Annotated in this window: 16 protein-coding genes; 8 read left to right on the top strand and 8 right to left on the bottom strand. The window is 47.7% G+C overall.

The genetic code is table 11. The annotated features are described in order from the left end of the window. Positions 1-17: 17 nt before the first annotated feature. Entirely contained in the window at positions 18-1070 is a 1053-nt protein-coding gene (locus K9W43_01685; GenBank protein MCF2135927.1) for a zinc-binding dehydrogenase, read from the top strand. Between the two features lie 16 nt (positions 1071-1086). After that, entirely contained in the window at positions 1087-1518 is a 432-nt protein-coding gene (locus K9W43_01680; protein MCF2135926.1) for a hypothetical protein, read from the top strand. A gap of 19 nt (positions 1519-1537) precedes the next feature. Here the strand turns inward: K9W43_01680 and K9W43_01675 are convergent, their stop codons facing one another. The 4 genes from K9W43_01675 to K9W43_01660 form a co-directional block, all read right to left on the bottom strand. Beyond that, positions 1538-2551: an ATP-binding cassette domain-containing protein gene (locus tag K9W43_01675; protein MCF2135925.1), complete on the bottom strand. Its 1014-nt coding sequence runs from the start codon at positions 2549-2551 to the stop codon at positions 1538-1540. A gap of 74 nt (positions 2552-2625) precedes the next feature. Beyond that, a complete protein-coding gene (locus K9W43_01670; GenBank protein ID MCF2135924.1) occupies positions 2626-5532 on the bottom strand; it encodes an FtsX-like permease family protein in 2907 nt (968 codons plus the stop codon). 9 nt (positions 5533-5541) lie between these two features. After that, complete coding sequence (locus tag K9W43_01665) at positions 5542-8457, bottom strand: FtsX-like permease family protein (protein ID MCF2135923.1); 2916 nt, start codon at positions 8455-8457, stop codon at positions 5542-5544. Next, positions 8429-9184 (bottom strand): ABC transporter ATP-binding protein, encoded by a 756-nt coding sequence (locus tag K9W43_01660; GenBank protein ID MCF2135922.1) that lies wholly within the window; start codon positions 9182-9184, stop codon positions 8429-8431. The genes K9W43_01665 and K9W43_01660 overlap by 29 nt, the downstream gene beginning before the upstream one ends. A gap of 95 nt (positions 9185-9279) precedes the next feature. Here K9W43_01660 and mobB point away from each other — a divergent pair, with 95 nt between their 5' ends. Genes mobB through K9W43_01640 form a run of 4 tightly spaced genes read left to right on the top strand, consistent with a single transcriptional unit; the run spans position 9280 to position 14809 of the window. After that, positions 9280-9807: a molybdopterin-guanine dinucleotide biosynthesis protein B gene (mobB, locus tag K9W43_01655; GenBank protein ID MCF2135921.1), complete on the top strand. Its 528-nt coding sequence runs from the start codon at positions 9280-9282 to the stop codon at positions 9805-9807. A 27-nt stretch (positions 9808-9834) separates the two neighbouring features. Further along, the gene (locus K9W43_01650) at positions 9835-11844 is read left to right on the top strand and encodes a hypothetical protein (GenBank protein MCF2135920.1); all 2010 of its coding nucleotides are present in this window, start codon (positions 9835-9837) and stop codon (positions 11842-11844) included. 11 nt (positions 11845-11855) lie between these two features. Continuing rightward, positions 11856-13907 (top strand): hypothetical protein, encoded by a 2052-nt coding sequence (locus tag K9W43_01645; GenBank protein ID MCF2135919.1) that lies wholly within the window; start codon positions 11856-11858, stop codon positions 13905-13907. 50 nt (positions 13908-13957) lie between these two features. Beyond that, complete coding sequence (locus K9W43_01640; GenBank protein MCF2135918.1) at positions 13958-14809, top strand: hypothetical protein; 852 nt, start codon at positions 13958-13960, stop codon at positions 14807-14809. Here the strand turns inward: K9W43_01640 and K9W43_01635 are convergent. The 3 genes from K9W43_01635 to K9W43_01625 all read right to left on the bottom strand — a co-directional run bounded on the left by K9W43_01635 (position 14806) and on the right by K9W43_01625 (position 17220). Beyond that, positions 14806-15945 (bottom strand): hypothetical protein, encoded by a 1140-nt coding sequence (locus K9W43_01635; GenBank protein MCF2135917.1) that lies wholly within the window; start codon positions 15943-15945, stop codon positions 14806-14808. The genes K9W43_01640 and K9W43_01635 overlap by 4 nt on opposite strands. A 368-nt stretch (positions 15946-16313) precedes the next feature. Then, a complete protein-coding gene (locus tag K9W43_01630) occupies positions 16314-16493 on the bottom strand; it encodes a hypothetical protein (protein MCF2135916.1) in 180 nt (59 codons plus the stop codon). 187 nt (positions 16494-16680) lie between these two features. Further along, positions 16681-17220 (bottom strand): thioredoxin family protein, encoded by a 540-nt coding sequence (locus tag K9W43_01625; protein ID MCF2135915.1) that lies wholly within the window; start codon positions 17218-17220, stop codon positions 16681-16683. A 161-nt stretch (positions 17221-17381) separates the two neighbouring features. Between K9W43_01625 and K9W43_01620 the strand changes: the two genes are divergently transcribed. Then, positions 17382-17732: a DUF3795 domain-containing protein gene (locus K9W43_01620; GenBank protein ID MCF2135914.1), complete on the top strand. Its 351-nt coding sequence runs from the start codon at positions 17382-17384 to the stop codon at positions 17730-17732. 73 nt (positions 17733-17805) lie between these two features. After that, on the top strand, positions 17806-18924 hold the full coding sequence (locus K9W43_01615) for a DUF763 domain-containing protein (protein ID MCF2135913.1): 1119 nt from the start codon (positions 17806-17808) through the stop codon (positions 18922-18924). A gap of 11 nt (positions 18925-18935) precedes the next feature. Here the strand turns inward: K9W43_01615 and K9W43_01610 are convergent, their stop codons facing one another. After that, positions 18936-20090, bottom strand: a complete 1155-nt coding sequence (locus K9W43_01610; protein ID MCF2135912.1) for a tetratricopeptide repeat protein — start codon at positions 20088-20090, stop codon at positions 18936-18938. Positions 20091-20147: the final 57 nt, after the last annotated feature.

The following is a 20147-nucleotide window of genomic DNA, read 5'->3' as shown; positions in this document are numbered from 1 at the left end:
AAGAGGAAACACCGCGAGTGAGGCCATTGACTCGAAGAATGAAGGCTGCCCTGTATTATGGAATAGGTGATGTCAGATACGAGGAGACCGATGTTCCAGAGATCGGACCCGGAGAGCTTCTCATTAAAGTGGGTACTGCACTCACGTGCGGCACCGACATCAAGACGTACAAGAGAGGCCATCCTCTACTGATCAAACAGACACCAGCCCCTTTTGGTCACGAGTATGCCGGAATAGTTGAGGAAGTGGGGGCGGGAGTGGATAGATTTGAACCGGGGATGCGAGTGGTCGCTACAAACTCTGCACCCTGTGGACACTGTTTCTATTGCAAACGGGGACGCCCTAACCTCTGCCCCAGTCTCAAGAACAATCTGGTCAACGGTGCATTCGCAGAGTATATTCGAGTCCCAGCCCCAGTAGTTGAATGGAATACCCATCCGATCCCGGACTCGCTCTCGTTCAGAGATGCAGCCCTCACAGAACCTCTTGCCTGTGTAGTTCATGGTATTCAAGAAGCGGGAATCGAACTGGGGGACACGGTCGGCATAATTGGTGCGGGGCCCATCGGACAGATGATGATCATGCTGGCCAAGAAGGCCGGAGCCTCAACAGTCATTGTCTCAGATCTCGCAGAGCTGAGAAGAGAGATGGCATCCCGTGCTGGAGCTGATGTAGTCATTGATCCTATGAAAGAAGACCCAGTGCAACGTGTAAAGGATGAGACGATGGGGTATGGAGCGGATGTGGTAATCGAAGCAGTCGGACTCCCCGCCACATGGGAACAGGCAGTTCAGATGACACGTGACGCAGGTACTACTGTTCTCTTTGGAGGCGCAGCATCAGGTACAAAGTTTGAGGTGGATACTGTCAGGTTTCATTACGGCCAGCTCACTCTCAAGGGCGTATTTCATCTCACTCCAAAGCATGTAGAACAGGCGTTAAAACTGATCATTGCAGGTGACATCGATCCGGATATATTGATATCGCACGAGATGCCTCTGTCGAAGATCAATCAGGCTCTTGAGATGATGGCGAAGGGCGAGAGCATGAAGATCGCCATCAAGCCATGAGATGGATGCTGTTGTCATGGATGAGATGCGGCGACGTAGAAAATTACGAATGCATGAGAACGAGATCGCGCTCTTGGATCTCTTCGCCCATCTTGATAAGAAATATCCCGACCTGCTCATCGTTGTCGAGGGGCATCGTGACGAGATGTTTCTAAGAAATGCAGGAGTAGAGGCGGACATCATTCGAATTCACTCAGGAAAGCGAATTGCAGATGTTGTGAAACAGATTGTTGACGAGGCTCATAACGGAAAAGAGACACTAATTCTAACGGATTTCGATGAGGAGGGAGTAGCACTTGCGTATCGCATTGAAAGGCTTCTTGAAAAGGAGCATATTATCACTCTGAGACGGCTAAGAAACCATATTGGCGCACTGATGGGAAATCTTCGATGTATTGAGGAGATGGTCTCAATATTAAAAAAGGAAGAGTGGCGAGAGCGGGAGTAAAAGAACTCCGCCACGCGCTTTAGATGGTTGAGCCACAATTGGGACAGATATAGCTCCCCGGTGGGATCTCATGACCACAGACACGACAGGTACGTACCTGCTTTGTTCTAAGTGTGTCAACAATCTCGCCAGTCTGAGGCTCAAGTATGAATCGTCCGTCTTCAAAGCTTATCCGAAACTCTGTCGGATTGCCGGCCATCTCTAGAAGGTCGATAGGCATGGGTAATCGATAGTTGTTATCGAGTTTTACAACACGGGTACGACCAAGTGTGTCGAGATCGATTCCCGTCTGGTGAAAGCCGGAGATGATACCATCGCGGATCTCAATAGTGACATCAGCCTTTGAGGCGACCTGCTGACTATGAGTCACGATGAAGAACGAAGTGCCAAGTGTCTCATTAAGTTCTTGGAAAAGATCAAGGATTCGTTCTGCGGTCTCAGGATCCAGATCTCCTGTCGGTTCGTCACAGAGAACGAGACCCTTACTCTCAGTATCAATGAGGTTGACAAGGGCACTGGCAATAGCTACACGTGATCGCTCACCACCGCTCAGGGTCGTGGCCTTGTTTCGCTTGCGTTCCTCAAGACCGACCAGTTTGATGAGACGATCAACCCGCTCCTTTCGGACATGACGCGGAACACCCGCAATTCGTGCAGCAAGCTCGACGTTTTGCCACGCATTGAGATGCGGGAGCAAGTTGTTGACCTGAAAGACAAAACCAATGAAGTTGCGTCGTGCCTCAGTCAATACGCGCTCAGAGAGTTTTGTGATATCTGTCTGTAGATTAGCCCAGTACACCTTTCCGACCGTGGCCTTTGTGATACCACCAATGATGTTGGTCAGCGTGGTCTTGCCAGAGCCGCTTGGCCCGACAACACACATGATCTTACCCTCAAGAATTTGGAGGGACACACCACTCAATGCAACAACTTCTAGCTCTGAGGTCTTGTAGATCTTGTACACGTTATCAACACTGATAACTACATCATCAGGGAAGTCACTATAGAAGTCGATTTGATCAGCAGTTGTCATCGGACCCACAAACACCTCCGATTGGTTCGAATTGATAAGGTTATTGAGCTGCGCATCAATACATTGAACCTCCCTTACAGATTCCTCAATGCAGTTGCTGGATTGACATTTCCTGCTCGACGAGCTGGAATGTAGCAACTTCCAATCATCACTACGCTCTCCAAGAGAATCAGTACGGTCATCATCAATATGGGCAGGGAGAGAACTTCAGAGAGGATCGGTGCGAACGGCGAGATCCCGAAAGTGAGAATACTCATAGCATATCCGAAGAAGAGCCCAAGAATGACACTGATTGCAATAGAAGCAATGACAGTCCCAGCAAACTCACCAAATACCATTGAAACCACCTGACGCTTTGTCCCTCCTAGAGCCCTGAATATGGCATATTCCATTTTACGCTCCATCACTGCAGACCCTAGAAAGAGCGCAATGGCTGAGAGACCCATAGCGGCACAGAGTAGAAATGCAATAAGCGCGAGTCCGTCGATTCCTGACATGAAGAGATAGATCGCATATGATTCTGTGGCGAGATCGAAAGTGGCTGGCGCATACACATCCATCTCACCCAAATTCTCGATCGCGGATACAGTTTTGGTCATGTTGGCGTAACTGACCGTGCTGGCCAAGAACAATCGGGCATTTGTCAAATGTACTTGATTATACAATAGATCGAGATTGACAAGAGCAAAGCCTTCACCGACTATCTGGAACCCTAGCAGACTGCCGAATGAGGTTCCCGACATATCTGCTGTTGATGCCATTCCAAAGCCCGGTGCACTTTGCATAATACCAACGACCTCAAGGTCGATGGGCATATAATAGGTCTCAGTGGCAATAGAAACAGTGAGCAAGTCACCAACCGTCTTGTTCCAGAGCTGAGCATAATAATCACTGATAACAATCCCGTTTGGAGTGGCTGCAAGTGCAGCAAGGACCGTCTGGGGATCGCCACTCACAAAGCTCTCAGGTACAAAGTTCCCAACTTGAGCATATTCCAGAGGGTTAACACCTTCCACAAAGAACTTGTTTGAGCCCACTGTGGCCCATGATTCAATGACTGGTGTCACATGATAGATACCGGGCTGATGCAAGATGCTCTGATTAAACGCGACAGGGAAATTATCACACTCCACTCGCACATCTGCACCAATAGAATATTGGATCTCATTATCAAGTGTGGCTGCGAAACTGGTTGACTGAATGAGCATCATAGTAGTTGTTGTGAGCGTCAGGGTCAGAATTACCAAGAGGGGAATGAATTGACCCTTGCGTTTACGCAGACTGCGACTGAGATAGAGTGCCTTCTCACCAAAGAGAAAGTTCGTGCTTCCGGATATCCGCGCGGTGATATGCCGCATTGCACGGGAACCAAGATACGAGGCTGCAAAGAGGATCAGAGTCGCAACAATAATCTCACCAATTGCGACAGGCCCGACTGGCGCAAGAAGCATTGGTAAAGCTAGCAAGAGGGAGAGCAATGCGGTCAGGCCAATCACATTCTTCATGAAGCTCGATTCTTCAGTCTCTTCGTCAGGGAGATTAATGGTTGGCTGACCAACCTCGGATACATCAATCCTCCGAGCGACATGAAGAATATACGAAGCTGGAAGATACATTGAGATAAACCCGGCAATGATAAGTGCCACAGGAGAGAAGGTAAGGGAATCAACATACTTTCCATACAGGACTGGATCGAACTGGAACAACCCCGTAGAAGAGCCAATCAATGGGGCCATGATGTAGGTGAGGACAATGGCCAGGATGAAACCAAAGACTGCTAGAATGATAGACTCCCACATGAACGTTGAAAAGACCTGATTAAATGAGGCGCCCTTCGACCTAAGGGCACTGATCTCTCCTCTTCGTCGAGAGACCGAGGTCTCAGAGGTGAAGACTGTGAGCATCAGGCTCATGATAAGCACGGGGAGCGCAATAACTGTGAGGACCTGGCTCTGAAGATATGTCGCAACTGCAGCATCCAGCTTCCAGATCTCTGAGAGACCTTCGATGTTGATATTCGGATAGGTCTCTTCCATCTGTTCTTTCACGGACTCTAGGTTTTCACCGATACGGTCCGCTCCTGCTGCAAGAAGAGCTGTTGAAGAACCCTTGACAAATGCGACTGGATCAAAAAAGCCTCGGTTCAGTACCTCATCCATCAGACCTGCAATATCAGATTGCAACATCATTATCGAATCATCAATACCAAGGACTGGCTCCTGATACAGACTCATGGGATCCCAATTCTTTCGGGACATCGAAGGGAAGGCCTTGGCCACAAGCGAGCGCCGAGTGTTCGGTGTATAGATACCAGCGATGATGTAGTTATAATAATTGACAGCCCCGAGCTGATCAGGGCTGGCCGGATCATCCCCACGATCACCATAGCGTAGCAGATCAAAATCTATTGAATCGCCAATCTTGAGCGTGATATTATGAACTTGATATGTGTAATTCACGAATTGCTGTGAGACTAGTACCTGATGCCGCGCGAGAGTTGTAGAACCAGCGAAATCAAGATAGTGTGTCCAATTTGCTATCACTTCATTGGTCACAAGCAGTATTCGCATATCTTTGATATGATCACGATAATTTAGACCAAGACGACTATAGGAGGTCCACTTGGGTATGGACCCGCCCTGTAGAATCCCGATAGTCGAGGGGACTACTTGGATGCCACTGATAAACGCATTTGCCTCCAAAAAGGTCACGGCGGAGGCCATTCGAGAAGAGGCATAATTCTGACCGGATATCGGGGTCATGGTGAGTTGATACGGAGAATTCGCAAAATAGTCCGTTACAACAATAGAGGTCCCCGTATTCGTCCATACGAATACAGTAGTGGGAAGAGCAATCCCAATAGCTAGTACCAGCGCAATGCCTGCATTTCGGACAGGATAGTTTCGAAGAGAGCCCAATGCATAAGAGATGGCCCAGAAGGGGTTACCCTTGAGCGTCGTGTGTCCTTGTGTATCAGCCATTTTTCTCCCTCACAAGTTTCTAAGTACAATTGCAGGATCTGTCTTTGATGCCTCACGTGCAGGAATGTAGGAACCGATGACCATTAGGATCAGCTCAAAGCCAATCACGAGCGTCAGAAAACCAATAGGAAAGACCATGACGGGAGCCAGTAGTCTCGCGAATGGGCTCATGGCAAATACGATCACACTCATGACAAAACCGAAGATTGCACCTAGTACCAGACTCAATGTCAATGAGGCAAGTACTATGCCAGTGAACTCGGACAAGACAGTGCGAATGACCTGACCTTTCGAAGCACCTACGGCTCGAAGAATTGCATAGTCACGTTTACGTTCTCGTACGATGGAACCTAGGAAGAGTGTAAGTGAAAAGACACTCAAAAGCATCGACATCGCAAATCCAATCGAGAAGAGACCTTCCACAGTACTGAGAAACAAAGCAGTGGCAAAGGACTGATGCGATAAATCGAATTTCTCAGGAGTAGTTGCTGAAACCCCTGGAAGATCATTAAGAGCACGCAAGAGCAGGTCTTGATCCGTGATACACACAAGATCGGCTAAGAAGAGCCGTGCAGTGGTTATGCCAGTCTGCTCAGAGATATAATTGATATTCGTGATCGCAAAACCTGCGAGCTTGGCCTGAAAACCGAATGCCGCACCAACCCGCGAGGAGGGAATGTCTTCGGCAGAAGCATAGCCAAAACCTGGTGCACTGTGAACAATACCCACAATCTTGAAGGTCACATCTGACCCAGCAAGCCGACCGCTCACAAAGAGGGTGATACTGTCACCGACTGTCTTATTCCAACGGTCTGCATGGTATTGACTGAGAAGTATACCATTAGGTGTAGTAACAAGACGCGCAAGAACTTCAGTGGGATCATCACCATTGAAGCTGCTCGTATCGAAATGGCCTATTTTTGCATATTCCGTAGGATCCACAGCCTCAATTGAGATACGTTCCGTACCTATTGACCCATGAGTCTGAATAACAGCCATTGCGTCATTGACACCGGGATATGATTCAATGGTCTCATTGAATGTAAGAGGCATAGAAGTTGAACTGACACGCAGGTCAGCGCCAACAGCATAACTGATCTCCTGCTGAAGATCAACTCGATATGTTTCAGCTTGAACAGAGAAGGCCACGGTTGATGAGAGAGTGAGGGCGAGAATGACCATCAGTGGTACAATTCGACCCTTGCGCATTCGAAGATTACCCGCTGCGATCTGCCCCTTCTCACCAAGAATGAATGAGATCTTTGCGGTTAGCCGCGCAAAGGCCCGACGAAAGACATGAGATGCGTTATGGGCAAGGAAGAACCATGCGGCGGTTCCAAGGCCCAACTCCAAGGTCAATAGCATAGGATCTGCTGGGAGAAAGATTGCAGAGCCCACGACCATTGATAAAAGAACGATAGAGATGCCCAATGTGAATCCGCGTGCCTCACCCTGATCACTGACAGGCTCAGCAGACTCTACCATGAGCATACCGATTTCTGCACGAGTTGCCTTTCGGGCAGAGTTTATGATGAAGAGAAGGGGTGGGACGATACAAAAGAGGATCGAATAGATGATTGCTTCGGGCTTGATCACCGTATGAGCCAAATAGAAATTGTAAGTGTCCCAGTTGAATTTCAGAAACGATACCGCTGAAGGAATGAGAGCCGAAAAGACAATGCTGAGAAGAATCCCGAGAATGACACTCACAATGGCCATCACGATGGCCTCAGTAATGAAGATCGCATAGATTTGTGATGAACTGGCACCCTTCGAACGTAGTGCTGAGACTTCCCCGGTCCGGGCGGACATGAAGGTGTCAGCAGCAAATACGGACAAGAATAGAGCAAGAATGAACAGAGGCATGTTCAATGAGATCAAAGGCATGGTATTGACATAGGTATCAACAATGCCTTGTAGATACAGAATCTCGTAGAGCCCCTTGACCTCCACAGCATATTCCTGCTCTAAGCGAGATTTGAGTGTGAGAAGATGATCCGCCATTTGATCAGGACCAGCAGACACAAGACCCGTAGCAGAACCACGGACAAAGACCTGCTTGTCAAAGAATCCATTATCGGTTATTGTAGAGAGATCCACCGAGTCGGAGCGGATCATGATACTGTCCCGTATACCGAGAACTGGCGTGTCATAAGTGACATAATCATAATTCGAACGCATGAGCGAGGGGAATCCTTCCTCTTCCAGTGACCCGTATCCCTTGATTTCATAAATTCCTGCGATCGTGAGGTCTTTTACACTAATACGTCCCAAGTCCCCAATCGCGCCTACTTGCGCAGTCGGAGCCTTGGTGAGGAGCTCAACATCAAATGTCGAATTAAGGGTCAAGACCATTCCAAATACGTCATGGACATAATCGATAAACTGTACAGAAACGAGAGCCTCACCGGGTTGAAGAGTAAATCGACCCTCCACATTAAAGTCCCTCTCAGCTATGTCAAGGAACTCATTATTCACAAAGATCACTTGGCAATCCTTCATGCCCGCACTGTAGATAGGTTCGTCCAACCCATAGAGCGTATCGTCAGGCAGTTCTGAACCATATACAAGCCCGATTGTAGAGTTGAGACTATAGGTAGAATCAATGTAACTGCTCTGTTGGAGATACTGTTCCGCCTGTGTCAAGGCCGCGGAATCAACATTCGGCCCCTCCACTAGCATCTGAAAAGCGTTCTGATCAAAATAATTACTGACACTCACCTGGATACCAGTGTCACCCCAGATAAGAACCGAGCCTACAAGAGAAACACCGAGGCTCAATGTGATTGCCAGACTCAACGATCTAAATGGGAACGATTTCATTGAGGTAAAGGCGTATGATAATGCATACAGCCTATTGCCACGTGCCAGTTTAGGTTTCGCGCGGGCCAAGGTCTCACCCCTCTGTAGTTGCGCCCTCTTCAATATCAACGCCACTTGATTTGAAAAAGTGGCTTACAAGTTCTTCTACAAGTTTTCCATCGCGTAATAGGAGAATCTTATCGGCCATACGAGCGACCTCGGGGTCATGCGTGACAACAATGACTGCACGATTATGTTCTTTGGCCAAGTCGCGCATGAGCTTGATAATCTCCCCACCAGTCTTGTGATCCAGATCCCCGGTCGGTTCATCACATAGGAGTATGACTGGGTCATTAGCCAGAGCACGAGCAAGAGCAACCCTCGAACGCATTCCGCCAGACAACTCATGAGGCATATGATGGGCCCTATTATCAACCCCAACTGCTGCAAGGAGTTCCATCGCACGAGTATAGCGAGTCTTTTCTCTGACCTCATTGAGAAGCATTGGCACCATCACATTCTCCAAGGCAGAAAAGACTGGAAGTAGATGCTGATCCTGAAAGAGAATGCCAATCTTGTCACGGCGCATGGCCGACATCTGTTCATCATCAAGTGCCGATATATCGATTCCATCCACGAATATCTGCCCACCTGTTGGCCTGTCAAGACCACCAATTAGGTTCAGAAGTGTCGTCTTTCCGGAACCTGAGGCACCAACGATGGCAATGAACTCACCCTTTCGTACTTTGAGATCCGTACCTCTGAGAACGTGAATGACCCGAGAACCATCTTGAAACTCTCGACGTACATCACGACATTCAACGGCAATGTCAGTATCTGTATCTTCCAAGGGCTGTCTCTCCTGTCCGTTCAACCGAGGCTTACCGATTTTTAAGGTTCCTACTGGAGCAACACTCACACTACAATCAATAGAGACGACAAGAAATGACACAATCCAGAGTATTTTCAGTTGCCGGATTTTCAAATACAGGAAAGACAACACTAGTATCATTGCTTGTTCGGGAACTAAGAGAAAGAGGATACTCGATCATGACCGTCAAGCATACAAAACACCGTGTCGCACCTCCTGAAGGAAGTGATACCCGAAGACACTTGGATGCTGGTGCGGATTCCTCCGTCTTGCTTGGCGAGAAGGTCACCACCGTCACTTGGAAGCGACCTCTGTCACTTGACGAACTATTACGTACCATGTCCTATGATCTTGTGATAGTCGAGGGAATGAAGACATCAAATCTGCCAAAGATTTGGTGTTTGGACAGAGAAGAAAAAGGGCCTCCTGAAAATGTGGAGAACATAGTGGCCACATTCACTATTTTTGACAAGGCAATGTATCACGACGAGAGACTACCAGTGTACACATCGAACGATCATGTGATCCTTGCGGATCTTGTCATACGTGAGGCTATAGAAGCGAATAACATCGACAAATCATGGCGTACTTCAAAAGCTTAATCAAGTGCTCACAGTGGTGCAGGGTACATGAAGCGAGGACGAGTCGCCCTGATATTCGTGGCGTTTTACATGATTGCTTTTGCAATGTCAACCCCTCTACTCAATAGTGAAGACTCGACAGGACCTCGCAATCTGAGGCCAGCGCCAAACTATCTCATTCCCAGTGCAACTATTGATGTAAATTCGCAGTGTACCAGCATATTTGATGCGGTCAGTGTCACAAATATTCAGAACATAGTAAAGACACTCTCACAGAACTATCCGAATCGGCTTTGGTACAATCTGGACAAGAGACCCACAGATGCATTACAGGGGGCGTGGGAATACATTGATGGGCAGATGCGTTCCGCGACCAATGGAAAGGTCTCATTCGAACACTGGAGCGATGACAAGACCTTAGTGGGGCGGCTTGAAGGATCAGCCACTAATATCGCACCGATTCTTGTAGTAGGAACAATCGCATCTCGTTATAGCCCCGGAGCCAACGGATACGGTGCCTCAGCAGCAGCAGTGATTGAGACTGCGCGAATTATCTCGCAATATAATCTGACCAACCCGGTCATATTCGTTCTTACTAACACAATTACAGGAGCCTATGGCACTGGTAGTACTGGAAATGCAGGATTTCGGAGCGTTCTGAATCAGCTCATTGAAAATGGCCAAGTCCCGGCCGCCATCTTCTGGTATTCGTACCTGTTATACAGAATGCCCGATCTAACAACTAAAGAACATATTACTATGATCTCGACGTACAATACGAGCTTCTATAGTACGCAGGACTTTGTTGCAGATATTGCACTTCGTGCTTCAGTTTTCTCGGGTCGTAAATGGCTGGCCAAGAGCATCGGAGCCACGGGTGACTGGATGCGAACAGGCAGCTATGATGGCGTACAGCAGGGAATTCCCAGCTATGTGATTGAACAACTCTATGCATATCCCACCCCATCAATGGAATACGATGTGTGGAATCATCCAAATTATGACTATGACCAAGCCGCCGAAGCCATAGGAGTTGTGTCATCACTTGTCTGGTTGATGGGCAATGTCGGAAAAGGCTCTGAACTCTCGTTCTCAGGGGGAATATCCCTCCCGAAGGGATATACCAAGAACAGAACAATGCCATTGAGTGGCCTTACGACTGTGACTGTTGACATCCAGTGGACCGGGAACACAACCGTAAAAGGATATATCACATCCCCAGATGGTAAGATTCTGACAGTTAGTCAATCTTCAACCAATACGCTCACATTATCATACTCGATCAAGACGAGAGGGTTCTACCGATTCTTTACAGAGAACCTCGGGGACAATGTGGCAGTCATCAGCTACTCGTTTCATCAGTCCCAAGACTTCGATGGGGACTCACTTGACGATTTAACAGAGTATAGTTTTCATTCGGATGCCATCGCACCGGACACGGACGCAGATGGACTTCCGGATCGTGATGAATACACGTTAGGAACGGATCCCAGAAATGTGGACACTGATGGGGACGGAGCAATTGATGGTATAGAGGTACAGATAGGAAGCGATCCTAGATTAGTCGATTCTGATGGCGACACATTAACGGATGGATATGAGATCGAGCATGGACTGGACCCCACCCGAGCTGATACTGACCGTGACGGCTTGGATGACAACGTGGAGATAGATATGGGACTTAACCCATTAAATCCCGACTCGGATGGTGATGGACTGATAGATTCGCTCGAGATTGAAGCGGGAACTCTACCAGACGATCCAGACACCGATAATGACGGGTTGAGTGACCTCTTTGAGGTTCTCAATGGCCTTAATCCACTTGTGAATGATACTGATCATGATGGTCTAACTGATAAATTCGAGGTCGATAATGGCCTCTTACCCTTCAGCAATGATACAGATTCAGACTTTATCCCAGACGCGATAGACTGGAACCCAAAAGTTCACTGGATATATGACTCCCCAATAATTGGGTTGGGGATTACGCTCTTAGTTGTGGGAATCTGGTTAGCACGAAAGAGAAAGGCGTACTTGGCAATGGAAGTTGAAGAATAGGAGGGTATCTGATGAACAAAGTCCAATCAAAACTGTCAACAATAGCACACACAATCGCAAAGACAAGACGCATCACATTAGCACTGATAGTACTCGCCTATATCGTAATGACTCCGATCATGTCAGGAAATGCAACAATCCCTACGTCACAGGACATCAGGGCCAACTTGGACAGCCACAATACCCTCTCCGATGATTCGACCATGAATATCACTGACATATGGCAGCAGGTATGGGATTCGATTTCGGAGGACACTATTCATGATCTGACAGAGAACCTCTCTGTCGGGTTTCCCCAGAGAATCTGGCATGCCTCTAATAATACTCCCACACCAAATTTGGTTGGCGCGTGGAATTGGGCCAATAATACATTGAAGAGCTTGACCGCAGGACAACTTCAGTTCCAGCAGACGACCGAGTATAAGGTTCTCTATGCTGTCAAAGAAGGAATTGGAACGGCTCCAAGAGAGGCCATTGTTCTGTCGGGGATCATCGATAGCGAAAATTGCCCCGGCGCAAATGATGTGGGAGTGAGTGTAGCAGCAGTTCTTGAGAGCGCTCGTGTACTTCGGAACTTCTCTCTATACTGCGATGTGTATTTTGTTCTAACAAATCAAGGTCGAGGACAAGTTGATTATGATTACAGTGCAGGCGCATTTATAGATGACCTCATCAACAATGGTGTGAAGATCATTGCCAACATAGCCTATGATCGCCTCTTATTCTATAGATCAGGATATCCGGGTGGCCACAACATCCACTTACGATCGCTCCTTGATACAGACATTTACCAGATGAATAATTGGATTCCAGATCTCATGATCTCCTTCTCGGACAATTATGGCACAGGAAGAATCCAAAAGGTCCCAGATACTGGATATTCAGGACACTCGATAGTCTATCAGATGTGGCAAAGAAATATTCCTGCTGTGTTTACTACTCAAGGATACTACTATGATCCAGCGAGCGGCGGCACTAACGATAAGATATCATACATGTACTATGACTTTTCACAACCAAAGGAGGCGGTTGGTGGCGCTCTTGGAGCGGTGGTGTTCATAGGTGGAATCGGGGGAGGCAGGACCATTTTACAATCCACCCAGAACAATCTTGATCCCTCACAGAGCATTGGAGCCGATATGGTGATCTCCATTAATGCGTTCATCAACGTCACCATCACATGGCAAAATCACACGACCATTCAAGCATCGATCATAGACCGTGATACAAGCGAGATCGTCTATCAACGAACTGAAAATGACAACTTGATGTATCTCAAGTATCTGTCAACAAAACAGGGACGCTATGAGGTAATCGTCACAAACATGGGGATTAATGGCACCCAGATGTCAATGAACGTGACCTATCTGAATGATGGTGACGGCGATGGATACTCGGATGATTTCGAGGTGGCAAATGGGCTAAACCCATATCTTCGTGACACCGACCAAGATGGATTAGATGATAACATTGAACTCGAAATAGGTAGTGACCCACTAGTTAATGACTCCGATCACGATGGTGCATCAGATTACGATGAGTACATCTGGGGGTCTAGCAGAACACTACAGGATACTGATGGGGACAATATCACTGATGGTATGGAGGCCAAGTTGGGAACCTCACCCATCATGGTCGATACGGATCAAGACGGCATAAGCGACTACGAAGAGATCTATGTATACCATTCCAACCCTCTCTCAAAGGACTCTGACTCAGACGGCCTTGATGATGCATTTGAGATTACCTCGGGACTCAATCCACTCTCGAAAGACACCGATGGTGACTCGCTCACGGATCTGTTTGAGATAATCAATCATCTCAACCCGTTGTCAAATGATACAGACAATGATGGGTGGACAGATGCGTACGAGGTGCATCACTGTATGATCCCAACAGTGGCAGACAGCGATGGTGACATGATACCTGACGCATGGGACTGGGATCCACAACAACATTGGATCAATGTGTTTGCGCCAGTGTCAGTCATTAGTACGGTCACTCTGCTCGGTATCTATGCATGGCTAAAACGTAGAAAATATGCAAGAATCTCCGAAGATTGAAAACATAGCGGAATATCTTATTATAGCCTCTTGCCAATCTCAGTCGCAGAATGAGAGAGATTACTGTCAAGGAATTTAACCTAAAGGACACACTTGAATGTGGGCAGACATTCTGTTGGAACAAACACGACAACGGCTATATTAATGCTGATGTGGGTCAGATCGCCTATCTCGAACAACAGGGGAATACACTGTTATACGACACTTCCGAGTCGGATGTGGACATAGTTCGAATGTTGCGTCTGAATGATCCAATTGACCAGATTCAGACTTCAATCGATAAGGATGAGTTCATGCATGCAAGTATCCAATTTGCACTGGGTCTACGCATCGTTGCGGATCCGTTCTTTCCTTGCCTGATCACGTTTCTATGCTCGATACAAAAGAACATTCCAGCCATTCAGACCGTCATTCAGAAGATTCGAAAACGGTGGGGGCCCTCCTACGAGTTTAGAGGGCATGTCTACTATGGTATGCCAGAGCCTGAAACCATTGCAAAAGTGCCATCAAGCGAATTAAGAGAAGTGGGACTCGGCTGGCGCGCAGACTTCATCAATCGTGCGGCACAGGCCATTGTCAAAGGGGAGATCGATGAGGCGTATCTAAGGCGCACATCCTATGAGGAGGCACATGCAACTCTGAAGAGTCTCCATGGTGTGGGAGATAAGGTGGCTGATTGCGTCAGTCTTTTCTCATTGGGCCACCTTGAAGCATTTCCCATCGACACTTGGATCGAGCGTGTCATTCAATCTAAGTACAACTTCTTCACAGACACTGGCAACTCCTACGCTAAAAAATCAAGAGCTGCACGAGAATACTTTGGGAGATATGCAGGCTACGCGCAAGAATACCTGTACTACTATTCTCGAAACAATCAGCAGTGGAACACGACTCGATCTTAGAAGTTCTGCTTCTTCGAGCGTTTCTTTCCGTACCAATTCCGACTGGTTATCTTATGAGCAAGTTCCCATGCACGGGTCTCATAGAATTGCAAGGGATGAAGCACATATTCACAGAGTGGATCAAAGACCGAACCAAGGTAGACCGGGCAGAGTCCATTACCCTGTAACTTTCTACATCCTGGAGCGGTATATCCATCACGGGTAGAGGATGCACCTCTCCGAGCTCCAGCTATATGTTCGACCTGATAACGTGCAAGATCCTGAACAAAATCGGGAGCGGCCTTGAAAACACCCATGACCTCTGATGTGCTCATCCCAATGTTGAGAAGAAAGGCTGCAAGTGCGAATCGTGCCTCATGTGGAAGATTCTTTCCAGCCATTGCATCTGCATACATCTGCGCAATGCAGGGAGGAAACGCATTAGTCGAGGAGGCAGTGATCTTCAACGGCTCGGTCATTCGTACCTTTGTTCCCAACTCGCTCTCAATTCTCTGTACTGCTTCTGTGAGCCGTGCTGGAAGAAGGTCGGGGATCTCAATATGAGAATCAAGGATGAGTTGTTTGAATTTGCCTGAGATGAGTCGATCAAGTTCGGAGCGTCGTACAGGAACCCAGCCATTACCAAGTGGGCGGTTGACGAGTTTCCAAGAGGCCTGATGAAACTCAGGAGCCACTTCTAGAAAGTTCTCGAATCTGATCTTCAATTCATAGAGATTAAGCGGCTTGGGTAACCGTGTACGCTCACTCAGAGTACCAGCCGATTGTACATCCCATCCGAGTGAGGTCGTACTCAGATGAATAATAAATGAAGAGTCCTCACGGGAGAGGTAACGATTGACTGCCTTTGATTCTGCCTCTGCCTGATATTCCTTCAGCCGCGGGTTCCCAATCTTTTCTACGATCAGCCGAGCAGTATTGTAGATAAGAAAGTCACGGGGATCATGGGAGTCCACAATCTTGATCGCGTCCTGCTCAAGTGCTGTTAGCACACGGGCCTCAGCTGATGATACAATATACTCGTTCGCAGGGTGGTCTAACAGACTGATGAGAGCACGTATGTCGCGGGCTTGACGTTGTGCCGCCTGCCGTGCTTCTATAGAGAAGGGATATCGTAAGTAGTGATATTCTGAGATCAATCAACGACCTCCGTTCATAGGGCAAGTATTCTGCCTAATATGTTGGACTATAATCATCCACACCACGATTGTAGAACTTTTTACCACACGAAACACACTTGAATACCTCAACTCCATGAGCAATGGCCCAACGATCATATAGACGGACAACATGTGTACTGTTGCACTTGGGGCAATGTACCGTATCCTCGTTGAATGCCCATGGTGAACGATTTCTGTCGCTCGTGAATATCACCTCAATGTTCTACGTCACGCTTCAACACATGAGACTCATCAGATCACATGTGACGATTATTCTCTAGGCCTGTAGACTCTAGTATTCTAATAATATCATCAATGCTATATCGGCACATATGAGCATACCTACGTTATGTATCGACCATGGCGTTCCCATCGCTGGTGCTGACAACCGTTCCCAAGAGAATCGTTCTAAGTGATATGAGTTCAAATGCAACGGACAAAGATAGTGATTTGAGGAACTCTCGCGCCCGGCCTATCATCTCGTCACGGCGTCCATCTTTCAGCCAACCGAAATACATTGACGCCAAACACAGCCAACGAAACAGTCCCATACCACATCCGTAGTCAATGACACGCCCTACCGAGCCCGGCTCACGAGTTCCTCATACATTTTCCAGAACGCCTTCTCACAATACAGGTTATAGAGAACAGCCTGCTCCGAAACAAGAGATCAATCAGTCCAACAAGCGACACGATGCAGATCATCAATCACATTCAATGGCGGCCTAGAATCAGATCCGCTCGTAACAAGAGGTGGAGAAACTCACCAAGGCTCTGCCGGAGAATCTCCGGGTCACTGTAGAGCTGACGTAGTTGAGCGCGTCTGTCCTCAAGAGAAGGATTGTTCTTCTCATTTATCAGCTTGTACGCAGCATTAGGCCGTTCAACCCAGCGACAGAGTTCGGCAAATTCGGCATTGAGGAATAAGACAACGGGAGTCTTACGTTTCCCATTTACTTTGAACAGCTGATGGAACCGGGCATTCTTGTCACTGTCAAGTATACGTAGATGTACCTTTGAACCAATTGAGGCAATACGTGCAAGCACTGGAAAGTTGCCTGCTGTATCGTTACAACGATCGGTTCCAATGACCAGTATATGGACGTCGTTCTGAATGCTTTGAATAAGCTCGCTCTCCTCATCACTAATCATAAGATCGTTGAAGCGAGCCTTCATGAGCTCGACATTCTCACGTGCGCTCTCAAGGAACTTCTCATAGGGTATTGCTTGGTCCCACTCGGCATTATATAACATAGTTCCACCACTTTAGAAGCTAAGAACTCTTTGGGATACTTGATTTAAGACAATAAAAGCATATCTCGAAGAGCCATTTTTGATAGTTTCAAGTAAGATCGCATAAAATTCACCATTACGCTGACTAAGTCACTTATATCAACAGAACACGTCTGACAAGTATGACCGAAGTAACGAGTGTCGCATGCTGTGGTCTAATATGCACAGATTGCCTCGCTTACAAAGCTACAAAGACGGATGATGACGACCTGCGAGAAGAATTGGCCAAGAAGTGGTCAACAAAAGAACTTGTACTATCACCTCAAGACATTGATTGCGACGGCTGCAGGGGAGGCATGGGAAATCTTATGAAGTACTGTCAGACCTGTGAAGTAAGAAACTGTGCTATTGGGCGCGGTGTCGATAACTGTGCACAGTGCGAGGATTACATCTGCGACAAACTTGAACAAGTGTTCGGTTTTGTCGGAGAAGAGGCCAAGGCGCGACTGGAAAAGATTAGAGCTACGTTATAGAAGACATGAGTAGTTTCGGCCACCTGTTGTGCTTATCAGAGCATACAACATAGCGAATATCAGGCAGATTGCAATGAAGCGCTCTGGTATTGCGGACCTAAGACTTCATCCCGGAAAAGCACCACACTGGCTTGTTAAACGAATGATCCCTATGGCCAGTGCAATCTGCGAGTTCATTGCTGACGAGTTTGGGCCAAAGGAGATACTGCGCCGACTGGCGGATCCCGTCTACTTTCAGGCGCTATCAAATGTACTTGGCTATGATTGGGACAGCTCGGGATCCACTACTGTTACTTGCGGGATCCTGAAGACGGTCCTTGATTTCGAGACGCATGGAGTAGTGGCTGCTGGGGGAAAAGGAATCGCCTCACGTAAGACACCTGAACAGTTACGGGCTCTCGAAGATTATGGACTGGATGGCAATCACCTCGTCGAGATTAGCAGAATGACTGCCAAAATCGATAACGCAGCAATTCAGGACGGCTATCATCTCTATCAACATGTCTTCTTTGTGGACACACAGGAGAACTGGACAGTGGTCCAGCAGGGAATGAATAGCATCAGTGGTGATGCACGAAGGTATCACTGGAGTTCAGATAAGGTAACAAGCTTCGTAGAAGAACCACACTCGGGCATGGTATCCGGTGAAATCACAGACTCTGCTCTTGACATGACCGCAGAATCGTCGGAGGACTGTAGAAAGGTCTCGATCGATCTTGTAAAAGAAGAACCACTAAGAATTCGTAGAATGTTTGAGAGCATCAAGCCGTATGGTCAGACCACACTTCTTCATTGGATAGAAGAATCTTCCGAGATCAAACAACTTCCAGCCTACAAGGTGTTACCAAAGAGAATGGACTGGAATGCTGTCAGGAGAGCGTACGAGCGCCAACCAACAGACTATGAAGAACTTGTCGGAATTCAAGGTATTGGCCCCGCAACAATTCGTGGCCTCTCACTGATATCAGAGATGATCTATGGTACACCGCCATCATGGGCAGATCCCGTCAGAATGACCTTTGCATTTGGAGGAAAAGATGGTGTGCCGTTCCCAGTTCCAAGAAAAGAATATGATGAGGCAATCGAGTTCATGGAACAGGCACTCCAAGATGCGAAACTTGGTCGACGTGATAGAGTTGTTGCGCTGAAGCGACTCCGTAAGTTCGCTCCACCAATCATCCATGACACGTGATCAGAGGTGCACTATTTTTTCTTCTTCTGCTTTTTACGACGCAACTCGAACCGGTCGCTAAAAGTCCGGGTCATTTTTTCTTTTTCCCGCCTCTTACGATCCGCCCGTTTGATCTTCCCACAGCTTATCCTGACAGCACGGGCGATTGGGGCAATCCGCTCCACTTCGTCTTTGCGGCCCTTTTGTTTGAATAAGCGAATGGCGTGCTCCCAAGCATCATATGCCTCACAAAATCTTCCAATCTCTACACAGGTGGTTGCATACGCATCCCAGACCTCAGGCCAGTTCTTTTCAAGCTTGACCAGCCGCATCCATGTCTTTCGTGCCTTATCATATTCTTTGAGACCCATGAACGAGAGGGCGAGATTCATCAATGCAAGCTTGTAGCGGGAATTGAGATCGACCGCCCGGCGAAAATGAATGACTGCTTCTTTGAGGTCACCGGACTTGTAAGCGACTGTACCAAGAGCATTCTCGATGGAAGCATCCTCTGGCTTCAGTTTTGCAGCTCGCTTTAATGCTTTTGCGGCAGGACGGTATCGCTCTGCACGAAGATTAATCTCTCCAAGTACTCGCCAAGTCTCAGGGTCATCAGGAGCCAATTCCGTTGCGCGCTTTGCTGATGCAAGTGCGTCATTCCATCGTTCCAATAGAGAGAGAGCTATTGCACGGCGGACAAGGGCTGGAACAAAATCTGGCTTGATCTCAAGAGAATGATCATAATCCGAGATGCTCTCTTTAGCCCGCCCCAGCTCGACCAGAGCATCACCCATTCGAAGATAGAGATGCTCATCATCATCGACGGACTTTGCGATCTCCTGTAAACACTCCAGCTCTTCAACAGGTCGCCCTAGAGTCTTTAGAGTTGCAGCCTTGAACTGTAAAACCCGAACATTTCCCGGGGTGATCTCAAGGGCCTTGTTGAAAGCATGAAGGGCATCTTTTGCCTTATGTGGGCCAAGCGACAACAGGACGATGCCACGGTTGAGATGTGCAGGTGCCAGATGTGGATCCAGACGAATTGCGCGGTCAAGGCTTCGAAGTGCCTCACCATATGATTCCATCTGGGCAAGAACCACACCCTTCGCGTTCCAAGCCTCCGCATCATCGGGATTGTCTTTGAGATGTGCTTCAATCGAGCGAAGTGTTTCATCGGATGATGTCATCAGAACCAGTCTTGTCTCAAAGGGTGACCTAAAAAGGCTTGAGATAACCGGAGGTTC

Source organism: Candidatus Thorarchaeota archaeon (assembly GCA_021498125.1).
In the GTDB taxonomy this organism is placed as follows: Archaea; Asgardarchaeota; Thorarchaeia; order Thorarchaeales; family Thorarchaeaceae; genus B65-G9.
Note: the sequence above shows the minus strand (reverse complement) of the source record. Positions and strands in the feature narration are given on the sequence as shown.

Bases quoted from the DNA above. Each gene is read 5' to 3' on its own strand.
- K9W43_01610 (MCF2135912.1), bottom strand. From the start codon at position 20,090: ATGACATCATCCGATGAAACACTTCGCTCGATTGAAGCACATCTCAAA.
- K9W43_01620 (MCF2135914.1), top strand. From the start codon at position 17,382: ATGACCGAAGTAACGAGTGTCGCATGCTGTGGTCTAATATGCACAGAT.
- K9W43_01675 (MCF2135925.1), bottom strand. From the start codon at position 2,551: ATGACAACTGCTGATCAAATCGACTTCTATAGTGACTTCCCTGATGAT.
- K9W43_01640 (MCF2135918.1), top strand. From the start codon at position 13,958: ATGAGAGAGATTACTGTCAAGGAATTTAACCTAAAGGACACACTTGAA.
- mobB (MCF2135921.1), top strand. From the start codon at position 9,280: ATGACACAATCCAGAGTATTTTCAGTTGCCGGATTTTCAAATACAGGA.
- K9W43_01645 (MCF2135919.1), top strand. From the start codon at position 11,856: ATGAACAAAGTCCAATCAAAACTGTCAACAATAGCACACACAATCGCA.
- K9W43_01650 (MCF2135920.1), top strand. From the start codon at position 9,835: ATGAAGCGAGGACGAGTCGCCCTGATATTCGTGGCGTTTTACATGATT.
- K9W43_01680 (MCF2135926.1), top strand. From the start codon at position 1,087: ATGGATGAGATGCGGCGACGTAGAAAATTACGAATGCATGAGAACGAG.
- K9W43_01615 (MCF2135913.1), top strand. From the start codon at position 17,806: ATGAAGCGCTCTGGTATTGCGGACCTAAGACTTCATCCCGGAAAAGCA.
- K9W43_01625 (MCF2135915.1), bottom strand. From the start codon at position 17,220: ATGTTATATAATGCCGAGTGGGACCAAGCAATACCCTATGAGAAGTTC.
- K9W43_01670 (MCF2135924.1), bottom strand. From the start codon at position 5,532: ATGGCTGATACACAAGGACACACGACGCTCAAGGGTAACCCCTTCTGG.